The sequence below is a fragment of the Haloarcula marina genome, assembly GCF_024218775.1.
Classification (GTDB): Archaea; Halobacteriota; Halobacteria; order Halobacteriales; family Haloarculaceae; genus Haloarcula; species Haloarcula marina.
In genome coordinates, this window is record NZ_CP100404.1 from 783,538 (window position 1) to 805,563 (window position 22,026).

26 protein-coding genes are annotated in these 22,026 nt (G+C 66.3%); 19 read left to right on the plus strand and 7 right to left on the minus strand.

Features of this window, described 5'->3' with window-relative positions; translation table 11 throughout:
- Positions 1–282 precede the first annotated feature (282 nt).
- Positions 283–693, minus strand: a complete 411-nt coding sequence (gene nikR / locus NJQ44_RS04050) for a nickel-responsive transcriptional regulator NikR (protein ID WP_254273402.1) — start codon at positions 691–693, stop codon at positions 283–285.
- 47 nt (positions 694–740) lie between these two features.
- The gene (locus NJQ44_RS04055; RefSeq protein WP_254273403.1) at positions 741–1,460 is read right to left on the minus strand and encodes a HoxN/HupN/NixA family nickel/cobalt transporter; all 720 of its coding nucleotides are present in this window, start codon (positions 1,458–1,460) and stop codon (positions 741–743) included.
- A 407-nt stretch (positions 1,461–1,867) separates the two neighbouring features.
- On the opposite strand from NJQ44_RS04055, the gene NJQ44_RS04060 reads away from it, so the two are divergent.
- The 11 genes from NJQ44_RS04060 to ubaA all read left to right on the plus strand — a co-directional run bounded on the left by NJQ44_RS04060 (position 1,868) and on the right by ubaA (position 11,462).
- Positions 1,868–2,335 (plus strand): urease subunit beta, encoded by a 468-nt coding sequence (locus NJQ44_RS04060; RefSeq protein WP_254273404.1) that lies wholly within the window; start codon positions 1,868–1,870, stop codon positions 2,333–2,335.
- Complete coding sequence (gene ureC, locus NJQ44_RS04065) at positions 2,332–4,038, plus strand: urease subunit alpha (RefSeq protein WP_254273405.1); 1,707 nt, start codon at positions 2,332–2,334, stop codon at positions 4,036–4,038. The genes NJQ44_RS04060 and ureC overlap by 4 nt, the downstream gene beginning before the upstream one ends.
- Positions 4,035–4,379 carry an urease subunit gamma gene (locus NJQ44_RS04070; RefSeq protein WP_254273406.1) on the plus strand — a complete coding sequence of 115 codons (345 nt, stop codon included), beginning with the start codon at positions 4,035–4,037 and terminating at the stop codon, positions 4,377–4,379. The genes ureC and NJQ44_RS04070 overlap by 4 nt, the downstream gene beginning before the upstream one ends.
- Entirely contained in the window at positions 4,376–4,999 is a 624-nt protein-coding gene (gene ureG, locus NJQ44_RS04075) for an urease accessory protein UreG (protein WP_254273407.1), read from the plus strand. The genes NJQ44_RS04070 and ureG overlap by 4 nt, the downstream gene beginning before the upstream one ends.
- Entirely contained in the window at positions 4,999–5,946 is a 948-nt protein-coding gene (gene ureD, locus NJQ44_RS04080) for an urease accessory protein UreD (protein WP_254273408.1), read from the plus strand. The genes ureG and ureD overlap by 1 nt, the downstream gene beginning before the upstream one ends.
- The gene (locus NJQ44_RS04085; protein WP_254273409.1) at positions 5,946–6,551 is read left to right on the plus strand and encodes an urease accessory protein UreE; all 606 of its coding nucleotides are present in this window, start codon (positions 5,946–5,948) and stop codon (positions 6,549–6,551) included. Before ureD ends, NJQ44_RS04085 begins: the two co-directional genes overlap by 1 nt.
- Positions 6,548–7,237, plus strand: coding sequence for an urease accessory protein UreF (locus NJQ44_RS04090; RefSeq protein WP_254273410.1), 690 nt, complete (start codon positions 6,548–6,550; stop codon positions 7,235–7,237). Before NJQ44_RS04085 ends, NJQ44_RS04090 begins: the two co-directional genes overlap by 4 nt.
- 173 nt (positions 7,238–7,410) lie before the next feature.
- Positions 7,411–7,863, plus strand: coding sequence for a histidine kinase (locus NJQ44_RS04095; RefSeq protein ID WP_254273411.1), 453 nt, complete (start codon positions 7,411–7,413; stop codon positions 7,861–7,863).
- Between the two features lie 82 nt (positions 7,864–7,945).
- Positions 7,946–9,028, plus strand: coding sequence for a M20 family metallopeptidase (locus NJQ44_RS04100; protein ID WP_254273412.1), 1,083 nt, complete (start codon positions 7,946–7,948; stop codon positions 9,026–9,028).
- Between the two features lie 55 nt (positions 9,029–9,083).
- On the plus strand, positions 9,084–10,583 hold the full coding sequence (locus NJQ44_RS04105) for a carboxypeptidase M32 (protein WP_254273413.1): 1,500 nt from the start codon (positions 9,084–9,086) through the stop codon (positions 10,581–10,583).
- A 63-nt stretch (positions 10,584–10,646) separates the two neighbouring features.
- Positions 10,647–11,462 (plus strand): SAMP-activating enzyme E1, encoded by an 816-nt coding sequence (gene ubaA / locus NJQ44_RS04110; RefSeq protein WP_254273414.1) that lies wholly within the window; start codon positions 10,647–10,649, stop codon positions 11,460–11,462.
- Between the two features lie 3 nt (positions 11,463–11,465).
- Here ubaA and NJQ44_RS04115 read toward each other — a convergent pair whose 3' ends face one another.
- Positions 11,466–12,377 (minus strand): cobalamin-binding protein, encoded by a 912-nt coding sequence (locus tag NJQ44_RS04115; RefSeq protein WP_254273415.1) that lies wholly within the window; start codon positions 12,375–12,377, stop codon positions 11,466–11,468.
- Positions 12,378–12,467: 90 nt separating this feature from the next.
- Here NJQ44_RS04115 and NJQ44_RS04120 point away from each other — a divergent pair, with 90 nt between their 5' ends.
- The 4 genes from NJQ44_RS04120 to NJQ44_RS04135 all read left to right on the plus strand — a co-directional run bounded on the left by NJQ44_RS04120 (position 12,468) and on the right by NJQ44_RS04135 (position 15,347).
- Complete coding sequence (locus NJQ44_RS04120) at positions 12,468–12,947, plus strand: RNA-binding protein (RefSeq protein ID WP_254273416.1); 480 nt, start codon at positions 12,468–12,470, stop codon at positions 12,945–12,947.
- Between the two features lie 136 nt (positions 12,948–13,083).
- Positions 13,084–13,437, plus strand: coding sequence for a cell division protein SepF (locus NJQ44_RS04125; RefSeq protein ID WP_254273417.1), 354 nt, complete (start codon positions 13,084–13,086; stop codon positions 13,435–13,437).
- A gap of 108 nt (positions 13,438–13,545) precedes the next feature.
- Positions 13,546–14,490, plus strand: a complete 945-nt coding sequence (locus tag NJQ44_RS04130; RefSeq protein ID WP_254273418.1) for an ABC transporter ATP-binding protein — start codon at positions 13,546–13,548, stop codon at positions 14,488–14,490.
- A 71-nt stretch (positions 14,491–14,561) separates the two neighbouring features.
- Positions 14,562–15,347 (plus strand): ABC transporter permease, encoded by a 786-nt coding sequence (locus NJQ44_RS04135; RefSeq protein ID WP_431357788.1) that lies wholly within the window; start codon positions 14,562–14,564, stop codon positions 15,345–15,347.
- Between the two features lie 217 nt (positions 15,348–15,564).
- On the opposite strand, the gene NJQ44_RS04140 is transcribed toward NJQ44_RS04135, so the two are convergent.
- Positions 15,565–15,957, minus strand: a complete 393-nt coding sequence (locus NJQ44_RS04140; protein ID WP_254273420.1) for a DUF5611 family protein — start codon at positions 15,955–15,957, stop codon at positions 15,565–15,567.
- A 38-nt stretch (positions 15,958–15,995) separates the two neighbouring features.
- The gene (locus NJQ44_RS04145) at positions 15,996–16,835 is read right to left on the minus strand and encodes a DUF7093 family protein (RefSeq protein ID WP_254273421.1); all 840 of its coding nucleotides are present in this window, start codon (positions 16,833–16,835) and stop codon (positions 15,996–15,998) included.
- Between the two features lie 159 nt (positions 16,836–16,994).
- Here NJQ44_RS04145 and NJQ44_RS19540 point away from each other — a divergent pair, with 159 nt between their 5' ends.
- From NJQ44_RS19540 to NJQ44_RS04160, 3 genes are all read left to right on the plus strand, one after another.
- On the plus strand, positions 16,995–18,401 hold the full coding sequence (locus tag NJQ44_RS19540) for a PKD domain-containing protein (RefSeq protein ID WP_431357783.1): 1,407 nt from the start codon (positions 16,995–16,997) through the stop codon (positions 18,399–18,401).
- A gap of 119 nt (positions 18,402–18,520) precedes the next feature.
- Positions 18,521–19,588 carry a PPC domain-containing protein gene (locus tag NJQ44_RS04155; RefSeq protein WP_254273423.1) on the plus strand — a complete coding sequence of 356 codons (1,068 nt, stop codon included), beginning with the start codon at positions 18,521–18,523 and terminating at the stop codon, positions 19,586–19,588.
- A gap of 69 nt (positions 19,589–19,657) precedes the next feature.
- A complete protein-coding gene (locus NJQ44_RS04160) occupies positions 19,658–19,951 on the plus strand; it encodes a DUF6432 family protein (RefSeq protein ID WP_254273424.1) in 294 nt (97 codons plus the stop codon).
- Here NJQ44_RS04160 and NJQ44_RS04165 read toward each other — a convergent pair.
- Positions 19,948–21,129 carry an MBL fold metallo-hydrolase gene (locus NJQ44_RS04165; protein WP_254273425.1) on the minus strand — a complete coding sequence of 394 codons (1,182 nt, stop codon included), beginning with the start codon at positions 21,127–21,129 and terminating at the stop codon, positions 19,948–19,950. The genes NJQ44_RS04160 and NJQ44_RS04165 overlap by 4 nt on opposite strands.
- A 71-nt stretch (positions 21,130–21,200) precedes the next feature.
- Between NJQ44_RS04165 and NJQ44_RS04170 the strand changes: the two genes are divergently transcribed.
- Positions 21,201–21,812 carry a transcription antitermination protein gene (locus NJQ44_RS04170; protein WP_254273426.1) on the plus strand — a complete coding sequence of 204 codons (612 nt, stop codon included), beginning with the start codon at positions 21,201–21,203 and terminating at the stop codon, positions 21,810–21,812.
- A gap of 6 nt (positions 21,813–21,818) precedes the next feature.
- Here NJQ44_RS04170 and NJQ44_RS04175 read toward each other — a convergent pair whose 3' ends face one another.
- Positions 21,819–22,004 carry a hypothetical protein gene (locus tag NJQ44_RS04175; RefSeq protein ID WP_254273427.1) on the minus strand — a complete coding sequence of 62 codons (186 nt, stop codon included), beginning with the start codon at positions 22,002–22,004 and terminating at the stop codon, positions 21,819–21,821.
- Positions 22,005–22,026 lie beyond the last annotated feature (22 nt).

A 22,026-nucleotide genomic window follows, 5' to 3' on the forward strand; every position in this document is an offset into this window, starting at 1 on the left:
ACTACACGAATCTGCATTACTGGTCCCACATTCCGAACGTGCGTCCATGATTTCGTTCACATCATGGCCGATTAGCAGGATGTAAATAAGGGTTACCAATCGAATCTTATACTATCCTTCAGATGGGTGGTAGTGTATAAGGTAGTTCAAGGATATGGTGGAATAACGGGATATTCGAACAATAGTTGCGAGAATTAGTGGATAGTAACAGAATTACGGGTCGCCGACCGGAGTGGCGGCCAGCGTTGCCGATTCGTGCCACCGACCGCGTGGGCCGTGGTATCATTCGCCGACGACGACGACTTTCACCTGCTGGACGCCGCTGAGCGCGCGGAGTCGGTTGGCGAGTTCGGTGATGTCGCGCGCCGCGCCCTCGACGACCAGCGTCTCCATACAGGTGTCGTGCGAGAGGTGGATGTGCTGGACCGAGGTGATGGCGTCGGCCATCTCGTGCTGGATTGTCTGGAGGTCGTCGGCGATGCCCGAGACGTGGTGGTCGTGGACGATAACGATGGTCCCGTGGTGACGCTCCTCGCCACCCGTCTCCCACTCGTAGTTCGCGAAGAAGTCCCGCAGGGAGTCCCGAATCGCCTCTGACCGGCTATCGTACTCCCAGTCGTCGACGATGCCGTCCAGTCGGTCGACCATCGACGAGGGAAGCGTGAGGCTGATGCGGTCGATGTCGTCGGTCATGGCGGGGTCTAGGACGGTGGGCGTGATATGGCTGGCTCACCCGTGGGCTACAGGAGCGCCGGAACGGCGTCGACGAGCAGGGACCCGGCGAGGGCCGTGACGGCGATGCCCGCGACGGTCTGTGCGAGGCCGTGGACGGTTCTGCCGCGGCCGGCGGTCAGCCCGAACAACGCCCCAGCGCCCGCGCCCAGCAGGCTCATCGTCGCCGTGATTGAGACGCCGTAGGTCAGGACGGCGAGCGCGACCACGTCGGCCCCGTAGTCGGGGAGCAACGTGGAGGCGAACACTATCATCGACACCGGCGGGGACAGGGTAAACAGCGCCCCGACCAGGCCGGTCTTGAGGTACGAGACGGTGTCGTGGCCGTGGTCCGCGCCGTCGAACCCCGGCAACGGGAGGCGAAGGTGCGGGTGGCTGTGGGTCACGTCGCCGTGACCGTGCTCGTCGTCTCGGACGATTCGGCGGAGACCGCCGACGGCCATCACTGCGCCGAAGCCGCCCAGCAGCACACCGACGCCCAGGGTGCCGACCTGTCCGTACACCGCGGGAAACGACGTCTGTCCGAGGAGGACGTACGCGACGCCCAGCCAGACGGCCACGAGGGCCACGTGGCCGACGCTGAAACACGCGCCAGCGAGCGCCGAGAGGCGCGAATCGCCGTAGTCGCTCGTCAGGGAGGAGATACCGGCGACGTGGTCCGGTTCTATCGCGTGGGTGACGCCGAGGACGCCCGCGGTCACGAGCGCCGGCAAGAGTGCGCCGGTCATCGCTTCACACCGTCGCAACTCTGGCGAATGAGGGTTTCGGTCCCGTCGCCGCGCGGGAGCGTCGGTTGGTCCATGCGGGGACGATAGACGGAACGCGAATAAACTGCTTCCCCACCGCGCAAATATTGTGCGGCCGGTGAGCGTTTCCCACCAGACCGCCGAACCACGCCGAAGACGACGCTGATTCGTCACCGACCTGTCGCTGGTGGTTTCCGGTTTTCGGCCCCGCCGAGTGGACAATTGAGTGGACGCTCGTCCAGTCGTCCCGGGCCAATCGTGACGAACTGGTGGAAGTAAAGAACGACGCGGCGCTATTTGCGCCGAGAGGAAGGCGCTTATTACACCTGTCCAAACTGAATCCCATATGTTGGACAAACAGCCGAAAGTACGGAGTCCGGTGGTCTACCGTGGCTGAGGACCTCGTTCCCGGCGAGGTCATCGCTGGCGAAGGGACCGTAACGTTGAACGAGGGCCGCGAGACGGTCGAGGTGACCGTCGGCAACACGGGCGACCGACCGGTACAGGTCGGGTCGCACTTCCACTTCTTCGAGGCCAACGCGGCGCTTCGCTTCGACCGCGAGGCGGCCTTCGGGATGCGACTGAACATCCCCGCGGGCACGGCCGTCCGGTTCGAACCCGGCGACGAACAGACCGTCGAACTCGTCGACATCGGGGGCAAGCGCGTCGCCCACGGGATGAACGGGATGGTCAACGGGAGCGTCGACGCCGACCCGACCGAGGCGCTGGAGCGACTTCGCGCGGCCGGATTCGAGGACAGCGAGGCGCGCTCGGAGAGCGGGCCTCGGGACGGCGAGCAGGGAGCGGACGCGACCCGCGAGCAGGCGGCCGAAGACGACGAGGGGGCGGAGGAATGACCCGCGAGATAGACCGCGACGCCTACGCGGATCTCTACGGCCCGACGACGGGCGATAAGGTCCGACTCGGTGACACGGAACTGTTCGCCGAAGTCGAGGACGACCTGCGGACACACGGCGACGAGGCCGTCTTCGGCGGCGGAAAGACCCTGCGGGATGGCCTCGGACAGGCCCCCGGTGTCACGCAGGAGGAGGGCGCGATGGACTGGGTCCTGACGAACGCGACAATCATCGACCCGGTCCTCGGGATTATCGCCGCCGACATCGGCATTCGCAACGGCGAAATCGCCGGTATCGGGAAGGCGGGCAACCCGGACACGATGGACGGCGTCGACATGGTCGTCGGCCCGTCGACGGACGTGTATCCCTGCGAGGGGAAGATTGCGACGGCGGGTGCGCTGGACATCCACGTCCACTGGAACTCGGCGCAACTGCACGAACACGCCCTCTCGTCGGGCGTGACGACGATGCTCGGCGGCGGGTACGGCGGCGGTGCGACCACCTGTACCACCGGCCCAGAGAACGTCAAGCGCCACCTCCAAGCCGCCGAGGAGTGGCCGGTCAACGTCGGGTTCTACGCGAAGGGGAACGCCTCGAAACCCGAACCCCTGCGCGAGCAAATCGAGGCCGGGGCCTGTACCCTCAAGCTACACGAGGACTGGGGGTCGATGCCCGACGCCATCGACACCGCCCTCGACGTGGCCGAGGAGGAGGACGTGCAGGTCTGCATGCACACGGACACGCTCAACGAGGCGGGGTTCGTCGAGAACACCTTCGACGCCGTCGACGGCCGGACGATGCACCTGTTCCACATCGAGGGGGCTGGCGGGGGCCACGCGCCGGACATCATGGAGATGGTCGGCCAACCGAACATGCTCCCCTCGTCGACGAACCCCTCGATGCCGTACACGGACAACACGTTCGACGAGCATCTGGACATGGTGATGGTGTGTCATCACCTGAACCCGGACGTGCCCGAGGACGTGGCCTTCGCCGAGTCCCGCGTGCGCGCCGAGACCATCGCCGCCGAGGACGTGCTCCACGACATGGGCGCTATCTCGATGATGACCACCGACTCACAGGCGATGGGGCGGATGGCCGAACTCGTCCCGCGGACGTGGCAGACGGCCTCGAAGATGAAGTCCCAGCGCGGCCCCCTCCCCGAGGACGAGGGGACCGGCGCTGACAACTTCCGCATCAAACGGTACGTCGCGAAGTACACCGTCAACCCCGCCATCTCGGCGGGCATCGAACCGTACGTCGGGACGCTCGAACCGGGCAAGATGGCCGACGTGGTGCTGTGGGACCCCGCCTTCTTCGGCGTCAAGCCCGCGATGACGTTCAAGGGCGGGTTCCCGGTCCACTCGGAGATGGGCGAGGCCAACGGGTCGCTGATGACCTGCGAACCAATCGTCCAGCGCGAACGCGCCGGGGCCGTCGGCAAGGCCAAGCACGCGCTCTCGCTCTCGTTCGTCTCGCCCGCCGCCGCCGAACGCGGCGTCGGCGAGGAGTACGGCTTGGACACCCCCGTCGTCCCCGTCGAGGGGACCCGGACGCCCGGCAAGGACGACATGGTGCACAACGACTACTGTCCCGACGACATCGAAGTCGACCCCGAGACGTTCGAAGTCACGGTCGACGGCGAACACGTCACCTGCGAACCGTCCTCCGAGATACCCCTCGCACAACGCTACCTGCTATGAAACTCACCGCCAAAGAACAGGAACGACTCACGGTCTTTACCGCCGCAGAGGTCGCGCGACGCCGCAAGGAACGGGGCGTCCCGCTGAACCACCCCGAAGCCGTCGCCTACATCAGCGACTGGTGCATCGAACGCGGCCGCGACGGCCAGTCGGTCGCCGAGATTCGCGCCGGGGCGTCGAAACTGCTGGGCCGCGACGACGTGATGGACGGCGTCCCGGAGATGATAGACATGATTCAGGTCGAACCGGTGTTCCCCGACGGGACGAAACTCGTCACCGTCCACGACCCGATTCGCTCCGACAGCGTGGGCACGGCCGACCAAGAGGCAGACGACGCATGAGTCTCACACACCGGGACGTGGCGACGGTCGGTATCGGCGGTCCGGTCGGGTCCGGCAAGACCACGCTCCTGACCGAACTGGTCCCGCGCCTCCGCGACGAGGGGTTAGACGTGGGCGTCATCGCCAACGACATCCTCACCCAGGAGGACGCCGACCGACTCCGCGAACGCTTCGCGGGCGTCGTCCCCGAGGACCTCGTGGCGGGCGTCGAGACGGGCGCGTGCCCGCACACCGGCATCCGCGAGGACCCGTCGATGAACCTCCAGCAGATAGACGCCTTCCTCGCCGACCACCCGGACCTCGACCTCGTGTTGGTCGAGAGCGGGGGCGACAACCTCGCGGCGACGTTCAACCCCGAACTCGCCGACTACTCGCTGTACGTCATCTCCGTCGCCGAGGGTGACGACATCCCGCGCAAACGTGGCCCCGGCGTCGTCGACTGCGACTTGCTGGTGATGAACAAGACGGACCTCGCGCCCTACGTCGGCGCGGATTTGGACGTGATGGAACGGGACGCCGCCGAGGTCCGCGACGGCCCGTTCGTCTTCACGGACTGCAAAGCGAAGGAGGGTATCGACGAGGTGCTGGAGCACGTCCGCGAAGGGGTGCTGTTCGCCTGATGGCGACGGAGGTCCCGGACACCACTCGGTCGAGCGACGACGAAGCGACGGACGCACCACACCCTGCCTTCGAAGGCTACGCGGCGGAGTCGCCGCCACAGGCCGCCGTCGGCGCGCCCGGCAAGGACGGCGTGCTGGAACTTCGCTTCGCGCCGACCCGCGGCGGGACGAAACTCGTCCACGACTACGCGACGGTGCCGTTCCACGTCTCGGGGACGCTCGGCCACGACCCGCACCCAGACGCCGAGACGGTGTTCCTCCAGTCGCCGACGGGCGGTATCGCGCAGGGCGACCGCCACGACGTGACGATTGCCGTCGAAGGCGACGGGGTCGCACACGTCTCCACGCAGAGTTCCACGAAGGTCCAGTCGATGAACGCCAACTACGCCGCCGCCGACGCGACGCTCTCGGTCGGTGCGGGCGGGCATCTGGACTACGTGCCGGAACCGACCATCCTGCACGCCGACTCGCGGTACTATCAGGACCTCACACTCGAACTCGCGGACGACGCGACGGCCGCTCTCGGCGATATCGTCGTCCCGGGGCGTCTCGCCCGCGGCGAGCGCTTCGAGTTCGAGCGATACCTCTCGCGGGTCCGCGTCCACGGGCCGGACGGACTCCTGTTCGAGGACGCGACGCACCTCACGCCTGCGGAATCGGACCCGACGGCCCCCGGCGTCCTCGGCGAGTTCACCGTCTACGGGACGCTGTTCGTCGTCGCGCCCGACGCCGACACGGCGGCGCTCTCTGACGCCCTCCACGAGGTGGCCACAGAGGCAGACGCCGAGGGGCGGGCCGCGGCGACCGAACTCCCGAACGAGTCGGGGGTCGTGGTCCGAGCGCTGGCCGACCGCGCCGAGACGGCCCAGTCCGCGCTCCACGCCGCGTGGGACCACGCCCGCCGCGACCTACTGGACGCGCCCGCGCCGTCGGGGAGGAAGTACTGATGCTCGTCGCCGACACTTACCTCGGACACGAGGACGACGACGGCCTCGCCGACCGACTGGCCGAGGCCGACACCGTCACCGTCGTCCTCTCGGACACCGACCGGCGACGCTCTCGGGTGCGGACCGAGACGACCGACGGTGAGGACATCGGCATCGTCGTCGCCCGCGACTTGGGAGACGGCGACGTGCTTGAAACCGAGGACGGGACGCTCGTCGTGGTCGAACTCGCCGCAATCGACGCGCTCGTACTGGACTTCGCGGCGGCCGACGTGTCGCCGACGGCCGCGCTGGAACTGGGCCACGCGCTCGGTAACCGCCACTGGGACCTCGCGATGCGCGACGGCGAGGCGCTGTTTCCCGTGCCGGACACCCGCGAGCGGATGCTGGCCGCCGTCGAGGAGGACCTGCCGCCCGGTGTGACGACCCGCTTCGAGGACGTGCCGCCGACCACGTTCGACGACGACGGGGCGGACCACAGGCACGGCGGCGAGGGGCACACTCATTCGCACGACGACCACGGACACAGTCACGCCGACGGCCACGCGCACTCGCACAGCCACGACCACGGCCACGGCGTCCGCACTATCGACGGGGACGAGCGATGAGCGACGACGCCACCCTCGAAGCGTTCCGCCTCGCCGACTCGTTCCTGCCGGTCGGGACCTACACCGTCTCCTACGGCCTCGAACAGTTCGTCGCGGACGACCGCGTGACCGACGCCGAGGAGTTGCACGCGCTACTGGAGACGTACCTCCGTCGGCAGGTCGGTCCGGCGGAACTGGTGGCGCTTCGCACCGCACACGCCGCCGCCCGAACGGGCGACCTCGACACTATCTGCGCGGCCGACCGCCGCCTCGCGGCGGTGACGCTGGCCGCGGAGTTCCGGGAGAGCGCCCAGCAGTCGGGCGACCGCCTGCTCTCGCTCCAACGGGACCTCCGCGAGGACGACCTGTTGGAGTCGTACGCGGAGGCCGTTACCGACGGCGACGCGCCCGGCAACTACGCCGTCGTCCTCGGCGTCACGACGGCACTGGCGGGCATCGACGCGCGGCAGGCGTGTCTGCTGTGCTGTCACGGCTTCGTCACCGGACTGCTGGGGGCGGCCCAGCGACTCCTCTCGCTCGGCCACACCGACGCCCAGCGAATCTTGGACGACCTGCGACCGGTGATGGCCGACGCCGTCGAATCGAGTGCCGACCGCTCGATTGACGACATGACACCGTTCGCCCCGCTACTCGACGTTCTCGCCGCCGACCACGAACGGGCCGAGCGCAGACTGTTCGCGAGCTAATCCGGTTCGCTGGGGATTCGCGTTCGGGACGCGTTCGACGGCTACGCTGGCGCTAACTGGCACCCGAGTGACGACCAGCGTCCGGTTCGATACTTCAAACTACCGGGGCAGTGTGCGGACCGCGCCCCTTCAAGTTAGATATTTGATAGATAGTGGCGAACGTTTCAGATGCGATGGCAACACAGACTCCAACAGACACCGGCGTCGTCCTCGAGGACTGGCAGGCCGGTGTCGTCGGTGGTATCGCTGGCGCGGCGGTCATGGCGGTCCTCATCTCGGTGATGAACCCAGGCGTGCTGACGGGCGCGATTCCCGGCCTGTACGGCCTCTCCGGTGGTGTCGCGGGCTGGGCGGTGCACCTCTCGCACGGCGCGGTTCTCGGCGTGGTCTTCGCGGCCGTCGTCGAGTCCGGCGTCGTCGACCGGTCGGTCGGGTCCACGGTCGGCCTCGGGATTCTCTGGGGCGTCGTGACGTGGGTGGTCCTCGCCGCCCTCGTGATGCCCGTGTGGCTGAGCGCCGTCGGATTCCCGGCGGCCCCGCCGTTCCCGAACTTCGCGATTCCGAGCCTCCTCTGGCACGTCGTCTACGGCGGCGTCTTGGGCGTAGCGTACGCGGCGCTTCGGTAATCGGTAACCACGGCAGCCGAGACGCCGAGTGACGGCGCGTTTTTCGAGCAAGACACAAACCCCTCGCCCGACACCGTCAGGTATGCACGTCGCGGACCTCACGCGCGAACTGGTCGCGATTCCGAGCCACGAGGGCGAGTCGGCCGCCGCCGACTTCCTCGTCTCGTGGCTCGAGTCGAACACCGACGCCGCCGTCTCCCGAGACGACCACGACAACGTGGTCGCGCGGAAGGGCGCGGGCGACGAGTCGCTGGCTCTCGTGGGTCATCACGACGTGGTTCCGCCGGACGACGCGCAGGTCGACGCCGACGGCGGGTACGTCGTTCGAGAGGCAGACGGCCGCCTCTACGGCCGCGGGACCGCCGACATGAAGGGATGCGTCGCGGCCGCGATGTTGGCGTTCGCCGACGCGGACACGCCCGACGAGGGGGAACTCGTCTTCGCCTCTTTCGCCGGGGAAGAGCAGGGCGGCGTGGGTTGTCGGGCCGCTATCGACGCGGGGTTCGCACCGGACTACGCCGTCGTCGGCGAGGGGTCGACGGGCTACTCCGGGCCGGGGGTCACCGACGTGGCCGTCGCCCACAAGGGCCGCCGCGGGTCGACCATCGTCGCCGAGGGCGCGGCCGCCCACGCCAGCGAACCGGAAGCAGGTGAGAACGCCATCTACCGCGCGACGGACGCCGTCGACGTGGTCCGGGCCCTCGACTTCCCGTCGACGGACGTGCTGGGACACGAACTCTCGGGGAGCGTCGCCGTCACGGAAATCGAGGGCGGGTCGGCGTGGAACGTGATTCCCGAACGTTGCGAGGCGACCGTCGACGAGCGGACGGTCCCGGGCGAGCGCGCACCCATCGAGCGGGCAGAGGACATTCCGGGCGTCTCCGTCCGCGTCGACCAAGACCTGCCGCCGATGGCCTGCGGGGACGCGGACTTCGCGGACGCCGTCCTCGACGCGGCCGCCGACGCACAGGACGGCGCGCCCGAACACGTCGTCAAACCGCACGCGACGGACGCCGGATGGCTGGCCGAGACCGGCACGGACTGCGTGGTCGTCGGCGCGGCCGAACCCGGCGAGGCCCACACCGCCACCGAGAGCGTCGCTGTCGACGTGCTGGAGCGATGCCAGCGAATCTACGCGGGCGTCGCCGCGTCGTGGCTGGCGTGAGCGACAGATTTCCGCCTACGCTGTCCCTTTAGGAACGCCGTCCCAACGGCGAAGTATGGCAACGACTAGCGAGACAGAGTCGACCTACGAGCAGTTCATCGACCACGTCAAGCGCCTCCACTACGTCGGCGACGCCGGTGGCGTCCTCCAGTGGGACCAGCAGGTGATGATGCCCTCCGGTGGCACGCCCGCCCGCGCCAAGCAGTCCTCCGCGCTGTCGACGGTCCACCACGACATGCTGACCGACGACCGGTTGGGCGAGTGGTTGGACGAACTCGACGACGCCGACCTCGAACCCGAACAGGAAGCCGTCGTTCGCGAAGTCCGCCGGGACTACGAGCGAGCGGTGCGGGTCCCATCCGACCTCGTCGAGCGCATCTCCGAGGCGTCCTCGAACGCCCTCCCGGTCTGGGAAGAGGCGAAGGCCGAGGACGACTTCGAGATGTTCGCCGACACCCTCGAAGAGATGGTCGAACTCCGCCGTGAGTACGCCGCGGCCATCGACCCCGACCGCGACCCCTACGAAGTCCTCTTCGAGGAGTACGAGCCGTATCTGGGCATCGATACCGCCGAGGAGATTCTGACCCGCCTGCGCGACGAACTCGTCCCGCTCATCGACGACATCGCCGACAGCGACGTGACGCTCGCAGACCCCTTCGAGGGGACCTACGACGACGACACCCAGCAGGAACTCGTCGAGGAAGCCCTCGATACGCTCGGGTACGACTGGGACCACGGCCGACTGGACACCGCGCCCCACCCGTTCTCGACGGGGACGCAGTTCGACGCCCGCGTGACGACGCGGTTCGAACCGGACGACCCGATGGGCGCAATCGGGTCGACCATCCACGAGTTCGGCCACGCCACCTACACGCTCGGCCTGCCACAGGAACAGTACGGAACGCCGCTGGGCGACAACCGCGACCTCTCTGTCCACGAGTCACAGTCGCGGTTCTGGGAGAACCACGTCGGCCGCTCCCGGCCGTTCTGGGACCTGTTTACCGACACCGCGAACGAGCATCTGGGGACCGACGCCACGCCGCGGGAGTTCTACGAGGCCGCCAACGAGGTGTACGAGGACAACCTGATTCGGGTGGAAGCGGACGAACTCACCTACCACATGCACATCATCCTCCGCTTCGAAATCGAACGCGACCTCATCCGCGGCGACCTCGCCGTAGAGGACGTGCCCGAAGTCTGGAACGAGAAGATGGCGGAGTATCTGGGCATCCGCCCCGACACCGACGCCGAGGGCTGTCTGCAGGACATCCACTGGACCAACGGCGCTATCGGCTACTTCCCGACCTACACGCTCGGGTCGGTGCTGGCCGCCCAACTGGACCACCACCTCCGCGCGGACGTGGGCGACGTGGACTCGCTCGTCCGCGAGGGCGACTTCGGCCCCGTTCACGAGTGGCTGACGGAGAACGTCCACCGCCACGGCGCGCGCTACGAGACGGACGACCTGATTCGCGAGGCGACCGGCGAGTCGTTCACGGCCGACTACTTCTTGGAGTACGCCGACGCGAAGTACCGGGACCTCTACGACTGCTGAGCGGCCGGGTCGGGGTTTTCGTCCAGCACACCGCTTATCTCCTTGGGCGGCCAACCGCCGACCATGCGACCGGACTTAGACCCCGAACAACTCGACCGCTACTCCCGGCACATCATCATGGACGATGTGGGACCGGCGGGACAGGCGGCCCTGCTCGATTCGTCGGTGCTCGTCGTCGGCGCGGGCGGTCTGGGGTCGCCGGTCCTCCAGTATCTCGCGGCCGCCGGAATCGGGACGCTGGGTATCGTCGACGACGACGTGGTCGAGCGGTCGAACCTCCAGCGACAGGTGATTCACGCCGACGCCGACGTTGGACGGCCGAAAGTCGAGAGCGCCCGCGAGTTCGTCACCGACCTGAACCCCGATGTGACCGTCGAGACGCACGAACTGCGCCTCGCGAGCGACAACGCCGCCGGACTCGTCGCGGAGTACGACGTTGTCGTCGACGCCTCCGACAACTTCGCGACCCGATTTCTGGTCAACGACGCCTGCACGCTCTCCGGGACGCCCTTCTCGCACGGCGCGGTGTTCCGGTTCGAGGGACAGGTGACGACGTTCACCGGCGACGGGCCGTGCTACCGCTGCCTGTTCCCCGAAGCGCCGCCGGAGGGGACGGTCCCGGACTGCTCGACGGCGGGCGTCCTCGGCGTCCTCCCCGGCACCGTCGGATGCATGCAGGCCACCGAAGTCGTCAAACTCGTGATGGGCTACGGCGAGACGCTGGACGGCCGCTTACTGGCCTACGACGCCAGCGCGATGACCGTCGACGAGGTACCCGTCGCCCCCAATCCCGACTGCCCAGTCTGTGGTGACGACCCGGCAATCGACGGGGTCGCGGACGCCGCCTACGAGGGGCGCTGTTCGCTGGCCGACGACTGAGTGTCAGGCCCGTAGTGTGGAGAAGGCCTGCACCGCGTCCCGCGGCGGCGCGTCGAACAACTCGGGGTGGACCAAAGCCGCCAGAAACTCCAGCGTATCCACCAATCGCGGCCCCGAGCGGTTGACGTAGTGGTGGCCGTCCATCACGAAGGCACGTCCGTCTCGGACCGCCGAGAGGTCGTCGAATCCCGGGCGTTCGGTCAGGTCGTCGAGGTTCTCGCGGGTCTGTGCGATGTCGAAGCCACAGGGCGCGGCCACGAGTACGTCGGGGTCGTACTCGCGCACTTCGTCCCACTCGCGCGGGCGGGAGTGTGCGCCCCGTTCGGCCATGCCGTACGCGCCGCCCGCCATCTCGACCATCTCGGGTATCCAGTGGCCCGCGACCATCACCGGGTCCAGCCAATCGAGGACGGCGACGGTCGGCGTCGCCTCGGCCCGTGCGGCCGTCGTCTCGACGGCGGCCACTCGTTCGCGGAGGGTCGCGACGAGGTCGGTCGCTTCCTCGTCGCGGTCGATTGCCGCGCCGACGCGGTGGATAGACTCGAACAGGTCCTCGAGGCTGTGGACGTCGAGCGTCAGCACCTCCGCGTCGAGGCCGAGGTCCGCGACTGCCTCGGCCACTTGGACGTGGTCGACGGCGCACACGTCACAGACGCCCTGTGTGATGACTACGTCCGGGTCGAGGGTCGCCAGCGCCTCCCGGTCGATTGCGTAGACGCCGTCGCCGCTCTCGGCCTCCGCGACCTGTTCGTTTATCTCACCGCTCGACGCTTCCGGGTCGACGCGCGAGCGGTTGACCGACGGTTGCTCGCGGGCCGCCGGGGGATAGTCGCATTCGTGGGAGACGCCGACGGGTTCCATCCCGAGGGCGTAGACGATTTCCGTGGCCGAGGGGAGCAGGGTGACGACGCGCATACCCGTGGTTCGGCGTGCCCGCTGAAAAAGTTCGCTCCCGCGCTCTCGTCCTTCGTTACGCTTACCGTCGGGGGCCGCCCACTCGCACGTATGAACGTCAAATCGCGGCATCACCTCCGGTCGGACGAGGTCGACGCCATCGCGACGGCCCTGACCGACAACCTCGGCGTCGAACTGGACGCCGACAGTTTCGAGAAGGTCGAGTTCGACGACAGCGACTGGAACGTGGTCCTCGTCGACGGGGAACCGCTCGTCCTCTACGTCGACGACGACCCCTTCCTCACCGTCCGGGGGGCCAACGAGTATCCTCCGGAGAAACACGTCGTCACGGTCGACACCGGCGCTATCTCGTTCGTCTCGGACGGCGCGGACATCATGCGGCCGGGCATCACCGAGGCCGACGACGACATCGCCGAGGGTGACCTCGTCGCCATCAACGAGGAGTCCCACGGGAAGTTCCTCGCCATCGGCCGCGCGATGGCCGACGGCGACGACATGGTCGGGGACTCGGGGAAAGTTGTCGGGTCCATCCACCACGTCGGCGACGACCTGTTCGAGTTCTCGGTGTAGTCCGCGGCCGTTTCTGTGCTCCACGCGCCGACGAGTCGGCCGTCGCCAGCGCGGTGACGACCGACAGTGCACGCCGCGTGGCCTCGAAACTGCGTCTGACGAAAAGTTGAAACCGGTAGCGAACACCGTAGGGGATATGGGACTCATGAGCAAGATTCTCGGTGAGTCGGGGACCTCCCGCAAGACCGACGACTACGTCGAACTCAACGCCGACGACTTCGAGGCCGCCGCCACCGAGACGGAGCGCCAGGTCCGAATCGCCCAGATAAGCGGCAAGCAAGACGTTATCGAAATCAAGGACGCCGTCTACGACGGCGACATCGTCATCGCCGACATCACGCGCCACTCCACGCAGGACCGGACGATGGAACACATCAGCGACGAACTCAAACAGGTCGCCAACGAAGTCGGCGGCGACATCGTCCAGAAAGACGACGACCAACTCATCATCACGCCCGCGGGCGTCGGCATCGCTCGCGAACGGCTCTGACGATAGCCCGCTGTCGCTCCGACTCACGCTCACTCTCGCGCGCTGTGCCGAGCGGCCCGAGCCGCCGCGTTCAACGTCCTTTTCGGTGTCGACCGGGTACGGTGAGTAATGACAGCCCCGGCGATACGCGCCCGAGACGTACGGAAAAGCTACGGTGACGTGCAGGCGCTCGGCGGTCTGAATCTGACCGTCGAGCGCGGCGAGTTCTTCGGTCTGCTCGGCCCGAACGGCGCGGGCAAGACGACGTTCATCAACACGCTGGTCGGCCTGGTTCACAAGGACAGCGGCACGGCCGAGGTGTTCGGCTACGACGTGGAAGACGACTACCGCGAGGCCCGGGACCGCATCGGACTGGCTCCACAGGAGTTCAACGTCGACCGCTTCTTCCCTATCATCGAAGTCTTAGAGCACAAGGCGGGCTACCACGGCATCGGCAGCAAAGAGGCCCGTCGCCGCGCCGAGGAGGCGCTCAAGACGGTGGGAATCTGGGACAAGCGCGACACCCGATTCGACTGGCTCTCCGGCGGGATGAAGCGCCGCTTCGTCCTCGCGCGCGCCCTCGTCTCGAATCCGGACCTGCTGATTCTGGACGAACCCACCGCGGGCGTCGACGTGCAGTTACGCCACGACCTCTGGGACATCATCAACCGGATGAACGACGCCGGGACGACCATCGTCCTGACGACCCATTACATCGAGGAGGCCGAACGCCTCTGTGACCGCGTCGCCATCATGGACTCCGGGCAAAAGGTCGAAGAGGCCGCCCCCGGCGAGCTGATGGACCGCGGCACCGACACCATCGACATCGGTCTAGCCGACCCACCCCGGACCGCACCCCGACTCGACGTGGAGGGCGTCACCGACGTGTCGGTCACCGACGACGGCCTCTCGGTCACCGCCGCGGGCGGGAGTCAGACCGCGCCGGAACTTCTGCGTACACTCGAACGCGCGGGCCACCACGTCACTTCGCTGGACATCCGCCGGGCCTCGCTCGAAGAGGTGTTCGTCGACATGACTCGCGACGACCGCGAGTACGCGGAGGTGTCCGCATGAGCCTCGACGCCGACGACGGGAACGTCGCGCCGGGACCGGACTCGCCGGACGAACGGACCGCACCGACCGGTATCGGCGCGCGCCTCGTCGGCCTCTGGACACTGCTCCACCGGGAGATTCTCCGGTACGTCCGCCGACCGCGAAACACGTTCCTGCCGCCGATGATTACGAACGTGCTCTACTTCACCGTCTTCGGCGTCGTCCTCGGCGAGCGAATCAGCGGGGGCGACCCCGACGCGTTCGGCGGCGCGGGGTACATCCTGTTCATCCTGCCCGGCCTCGTCGTCCTCGGGATGATATCTAACGCCTTCGAGAACGCCTCGTTCTCCATCTTCCACGGCCGCTGGAACGAGTACATCCACGAGGTACTGACCTCGCCGCTGTCCCACACCGAGATGGTGCTGGCCTACGTCGCCGCCTCGTCGCTCCGGGGTATCGTCGTCGGGGCCATCATCTGGGGCGTCGGACTCGTCTTCACCCCGGTCACCGTCTCGAACCCGTTCTATCTGGTGGCCTTCATGCTCGTCATCCCGACGCTGTTCGCCGCGTTCGGCGTCATCGGCGGCCTCTGGGCGAGCGACTTCGACTACCTCACGGTGCTGAACCAGTTCATCATCCGACCGCTGGTGTTCTTCGGCGCGGTGTTCTACCCGCTGTCGGCGCTGGAGGGCATCTGGCGGCAGGTCACCCTGCTGAATCCGATGGTGTACATGGTCAACGGCGTCCGCTACGGCGTCATCCCGCAGGCGACGGACCTCTCGCCGAACCTCTCACTGCTCGTCCTCACCGGCCTCACTATCGTCGTCGTCGCTGTCGATATCGAACTCGTGCGGCGCGGCTACGGACTCGTCGACTGACAGAAGCGGGCGGACGTGCCCGGTGTCGGATTAGGGCCGCCTCCGACGGGGCGGACAAACTATGACAGGGGTGCCCGGTGGACGCCACAGGGCGACACGGGAGTCCGTGACCCGAATACTTCTGTTCGCCTTCGGGCGGGGCGTATGTGAACGTATGACACGAGGGTACTTAGACGTGACGGCAGAATCACACCATCCGGGAAAAAGCGCGCCGCGGTTAGACGTTGTCTGGCGCGTCGGCGTCGTCCTCGACGTCGCGTTTCAGCGACTCACGTCGGGCTTTCGCGTCCCGACCGGTCGCCGATTCGAGGAAGTCGTTCTTTACGGAGACGGCGTCTTCGGCGGCGTCGACGTGTCCTTCGGCGATGACCTCTTCGGCGGGTTTCTCGTCGATGTGGAGCGCGAGCTTGTCCTTCTTGCTCCCGTACCCGACGGTTCCGGCGACGACTCGTTCGAACACCGGGTTGTCCGGTTCGTCGACGACGAGCAGGTCGCTTCCGTTGTGTTCCTCCGTGCCAGTCACCGGACCGAAGTGTTCCTCGACGAACGCTTCCATGTCGGGGACGCGGTCTTCGAGATGCTCGCCCCGTCGCATCTTGTACTCTCGCATGCCCGACGTTTTGCGAGGGCAGGTCTTACCCTTTGCGTTCACTCGGTGTTCGTGACCAACGACCCCTTGTGACACTCGGGACAGAAGTCGCCCGCGCGCAGCGAACTCGCCTCGATGTCGGTCGTGAACTCACACTCCGGACAGTAGAACTGGTCGTCCGGCACCGTCACGGCCGCGCTCTCGCCTGATTCGGCTTCTGCCGCCGCGTCGCCGTCGCCGCCCAACACCGTCTCGGGCCGCCAGTCGTCCTCGTCGCCCGCCGGTTCTTCGGGCCACGCGCCGGGTTCCCGGTCGTCGTCGACCAGACCGGCGTCCTCCTCACCGTCGATAATTAGAGCGTCGTCCTCCTCGGGGTCGTCCGCCGCCGCCGCGCCTTCTTCCTCTGCGTCCGGGACGTCGACGTGCGTCGTCGGATTATCGAGTTCGCTGTCGGTGACCGCTTCCTCGTCGTCTTCGTCGCTGTCGTCCAGTATCTCCGCGTCGTCGTCGTCCGGGTCGACCATTTCGGCGGACGTCTCGACGCCGGATTCGGCCGTGTCTCCCGCCGTCGAGGCGTCGCCGTCAGCCTCCTCGTCGTCCGTCTCGTCGACGGGGTCCGTCCCCTCGTCGGGGTCCTCCGTCGCCGCCGCTTCGTCGTCGTTCTCGTCGTCCGAGGGTGGACCGTCGGCTTCGTCGTCGAGCATATCGCCCGCGATGTCCGACGGCGTCTCGATGGACGTTACTTCCTTGTTCTCGGAGACGACGCGCGTCTGTCCACACCGTTCGCAGGTCTCCAGTTCCTGGATGGTGATGACGACTTCGCTCCCCTGTTCTTCGCGCTCGCGCTCGACGGTGGTCTCACCGTACGTATGCCCGAGGACAGAACACTTGAGACCCATTGTCAGTTCTTCCCGCCCTGTCCTACTTAAACCCTCCCCGTCGGTGCCCGGCCACGCGACGCCCCCGACGCTCCGCCACTAATTCTTATTCACAATCAATTTGATTTTCTGAATCTGAAAGCGTAATTTTATACACGGGCGAGCACCCACCATCACGCGATGCGTCCCCTCGGGTTGGCCGTCGTCGCAGTGCTCGCCGTCACCGCAGCCACCGGTGGGGTCGCCGCGTCGGACAACGCAGCCCCGTTGGCAGAGGCTGGCCTCGACCAGACCGTTACACAGGGAACGACGGTGTATCTCGACGCCAACGGTTCGCGCGACCCGGACGGTGCGATTTCGGCGGTTTCGTGGACCATCCACGAACCGGACGGCGACGCCGTCGCGCCGGACTGCCGGACCTGCCGACAGACCCGATTCCGACCGGACGCCGTGGGCCGGTACACCGTCTCTCTCAGTGTCACAGACGACGACGGCGCTACCCGCTCAGACTCGATGTACGTCACCGTCGAGGCCACCTCGTCGCTCGCGGTGGCGCTCTCGACACCCGCCACGACTCGTCGCGGCCGCGCGACGACTCTCTCGGTCGACGCGACGGCCACCGACGCCGACCTCGCGACGCTGGCGTGGGTGGTCGACGGCGCAGTCGTCAACCAGTCCGCCCTGTCCGGACACCGGGCGACGACGAGTACGACTCACTCGTTCGATTCCGGCGGCCCCCATTCGGTGCAAGCGGTGGTCTACGACACCCTCGGACGTCGTGGAAACGCCACCCAGACAGTCACCGTCGTGGGCCGAACCAATCGCCCGAGCGGGCGGTCCCAATCGACGTGCCCCGACGGGTCCCAACCCCACTGGTTCGCCGACGGCAACGGCGGCCACACCCCGCTATGTAGCGATGCCGCGGATATCCAGTATCAGCCCGAACCCGGCGGTGAAACCGTGATTCTGGACGCCAACGGTCGTGAGGGGGTGCAGCTATACGTCGACGGGCAACTGCGGTCGAGTGATGCGCTGAATATCGACCTCGACACCCATCGTACCAGTGGTGGTGCGATTAGTCGGGGGAGTGTTGTTGAGGCGATGAGACAGGAATACCGAGAAAAAGAGTCGCAGAGCGAACGGGAAGGAACCCAAAGGCAATCTAGTAGTAATAGTCGCTCTGGCTCATCCAGCGGCAACCCGTTTAGCGGAGATGACATAAGTGACTATTACGAGAACCTCGGTTCCGACAGCAGTCCAAGTCATAACGGCTGTACACCGACATGCGGCGAACGAAACGGTGGTCGGTCCGATTCACGGGGAGATACTTCCGGTAGCTCTGGTGACTCCAACAGTCCGAGCGGTGATGACTGTACGCCAACGTGCGGTGACCGGAACAGCGGTGATACTTCCAGCTCAGCTGACCGTGAGTCTGATGCTTCTAATGGCTTTAACGGTGGTCCAGTTGACGACCATTATCGCAACCTCGGCAGCTCTCATTCGGATGGTTCTGATAGTAGCTCAAGCGATAGCAGCTCCAGTAGCTCTAACAGTTGCCCATGGCCTAATCATCCCATTATGTGTTAGTACTCGATTTAGCTCCTCCTCTGAAAATAATGTCAAATCGACGCCCTGGCTGTGGGGGTATATTTCAGACTATGACCTATGAAAAAGTTTTAAATGCGGGAGAAAACGAGTGATATATAATGGATCTCCGTTTTCTCCCAAACCTTGGAATAGGGCTCTCAGCAGTTCTACTCACTATTCTTCTTGTGACTGCAGGGTACTACGGTTTCATGGCCGAAGAAAGCGACCCCAGTGCTAGTGGAGACATAGGCATACCTGCCTCCGAACCGACTCTAACGTCGACTGCGACGGCCACACCGACTCCAACTAACGCAGGGGAGGGGACGGATTTACGGAATATCAGTCTCGAGCAAGACGGCGGACAAATTACTCGTGGAGAAATAGACAGGGATGACCCACAGAACGAGAACGGTTATTACGAGCCTGTTCAGTTCGTGGCTGAAGCCAATACGAGCGTCAATATCACAATGGGTGCACGAAATGGTGATCCTCAGATCCGCCTACTTGCGCCGAACGGTAGTACCGTTGACGCCGACGATAACGGTGGTTTCGGCAACAGCGCGGCAATTGAGGAAGCCACGCTTCCCCAAACTGGCAGATACACACTCATCGCGGGGTCCAGCGAACCCAATACAACTTTCGGGTATCTATTGACTGTTGAAGAGCATACTGAGTCGATTAACGAGAGTAATCCCGCGAACTGGAACAAACGTGCAAAGCTCACCGAGTTCGCCTACGATTTCCGTTCTGCGGCGAACGCCACCGACAACCACACGCAAGTCACCAACTATACTGTGTTTCCCAAGGAAAACTACATTTCTCTCACTTACGAGAGAATCCCGGAGAATACGACTGACCTACAAAATACGCAGGTATCTGTACTGATAACCTACGCAAACCTCGGAACTGCATACCGAGAATCTTCCGGTCCATTCAACGAGTCGTTCATTCCCGACCGAATTTTCCTCAGGGCAGAGACGACCGACGGCCAACTATACCGGACAGCGTACCTAACCGACGAGTGGGCAAAAGAACACGAACGAACAGACGATTTCGAGACTTACTGGTACAAGTTCCTCTACGCGACGCGATGGGGCCCTGCCCACGAGAGCTACGTCGAGGGAGCGGACAATTCCACGAGCGTCGGGCTCGCCGTCTACGACGAGTACAACAGTTCGGCGAAGTAACCGGTTTCGTTCCCGCTGACCGTCGCACTGAGGGACAAAGCCAAGAGTCGGGCGGGTTTAGAGGAGGGTATGAGAGCGAAGCCGGAGTACCGCAACCGGGACGAGACAGAGGTTGCGGTGCTCGACGCGCTCGCCGACCGGCACACCGAGGGCATGACGGTGTTCGAGATACGCTCGCGGGCGGACGTGAACATCGACCAGATAGAGGACGCGTTGGCGGCGCTGAAAGCCGACGACCTCATCGAGGTCGAGAATAACGGCGAGGAGACGGTCATCGTCCCCGACGAGGACGTTATCGGGCCGGAGGCGACGGAGGCGGACGAATCGCTGTTCGACCAGATTCGCAGGCGACTTCCGTTTTAGGGGATGTCCATCGGCGCGGCGGCGCAGTTGTTCGGGCCGAGTTCGAGTTCGAACGCGGTGTCGTCGTCGGCCGATTCGGTGCCGAGGTTGATGGCGATGATTCGCTCGAAGTTGGCGGGTCGCGGTGGGATGTCGCCGCAGATACGGTCGACGAAAGCGGTCTCGTCGAGTCGGAACGCGGCGAGTCGCTCGCGGAGGGTACCGAGGGTGGCGGTGTAGGTGCGGTCGCTGGCGGGGGCGGTCGTCTCGGCGTAGTGGCCGGGCGCGACCAGCATCGTCGACGGGAGCGCGGCGAGGCGGTCGGTCAGCGTCTCGTAGAGGTCGCGCGCGAGTTCGGGCGCGCCGTCGTCGCCCGCTTCGAGGTCCGGGCGGGCGACGCTGTCGAGGAAGAGGCTGTCTCCGGCGAGGAGGACGTCACCGACGCGGAGGCCGGTCATGTCGGTGGTGTGGCCCGGGAGCGGAACGGCGTCGAGCGTCGTCGCTCCGACGGAAAGCGCGCCGTCGTGGGGCAGTTCCGTCGGTTCGAAGGCGACACCGCGGTCGACGGCGCGTGCGGGGAGGACGGATTCGACGCCGTACTCGTCGGCGAGTCGACGGACGCCGCTGACGTGGTCGGCGTGAACGTGCGTGTCGACGGCATAGCGGAGCGACGCGTCGTGGTCGGCGGCGTCTGCGACGTACCGGTCGGCAAACGCCCGGAGGGGGTCGACGACGGCGGCCTCGCCGTCGCTGACGACGAGGTAGGCGAGACAGCCAGAGGACGGGCGTTGGTACTGAACCAGCGTGGCGCCGTCGCACTCGACGACGTGGCCCTCGTAGAGGCGCGCCCAGCCTTCCATGCCGTCGGCGAGGTTGTGGGCCTCGTAGCCGTTGTCGACGAGGAGTCCGGCGACGAAGGCGCTGGACTCGCCGCGGGCGCAGACGACGGTGATGGGCCCTTCTCCGGGGATGTCTTCCGCGAGGTCGTCGACCGAATCGGTGACCTTCGCTTGCAGGAACTTGTTGAACGGCCGCTGTGTCGCGGTGACCGTCGGACCGCTAACGCGCCACTGCTCGAACTCGTCGCGGTCGCGGATGTCGAGGATGCGGACCGACTCGCCGCGGTCCAGCCGCGCTTTCAGGTCGACGGCGGACAGCGAGGGATGGTCCGCGGGCGGGTCGGGTGGGTCTCGGCTCATACGTCAACTAAGTGTCGGGAGCCGATAAATCGGGCGGGGGTTCTATGCCTCGTGCGGTCGTCGATTCGGGTATGGACGCCGCGGATACACTCGATGCGGTGCGGGAGGCGAAGCGGACGGAACTGGACCGACTCGGCTCGGACAAGCTCCTCGTCGCCGTAACGGGGGCCGACATGAGGGCGGAGACGATTCGGTCGGCGGCCGCCGCGCGTGAGCGCGGTGTGGCAGGCGCACTCTCGGCGTGGGCGGACGAGGTGACCGAGTCCCAGGGACCGGTCGCGGCGGCGTTCGAGCGGGCCGGGGCCGCGGCTCGCGACAGGGCAGGCCGAATCGACGCCGCGCCCGCCGAACCGGACGCGCTCTCGGCGCATCTCGACACCGTCGAGGGGACCGCGGCGCGCGTCGGTGCGGGACTGGTGGCCGTTCCGCTGGTCCTCGACAGGTTCTACCTACAGGCGGTGGGCTTCTTCGTCAACGAGGCCGACGAGGCCATCGCCGAGACGTTCCGAGCGTTGCGGAGCGGTGCAGCCGACCTGGACCCGGCTGGCGAAGCGCTGGACGCGCTCGGCGAAGACGAACGCGGAGCCGCGCGGGAGGCCGCGATGGACGCCGTCGACGTGGCCTACGACGACTACGCCGCGACGCTCGACGGGATGGGGCTGGACCCGCGCCCAATCTGCTGAGGCCGGTCAGTCGAGGCGGTAGGTCCCGACCCGGTTGGCGGCGTAGAGGAAGCCAGCGACGGCGACTGTCGCCGGGGCGATGGCGACGCCGAGGACGACGAAGGACAGTGCGAGGACGAGGCCGGAGACGGCGACGGCGTCACCGTCACGCTTCGTCAGGTCCTCGGTGACGATGGCGGGCGGGGGGCTCATCCCCCCTCTGGCGGACGACGCG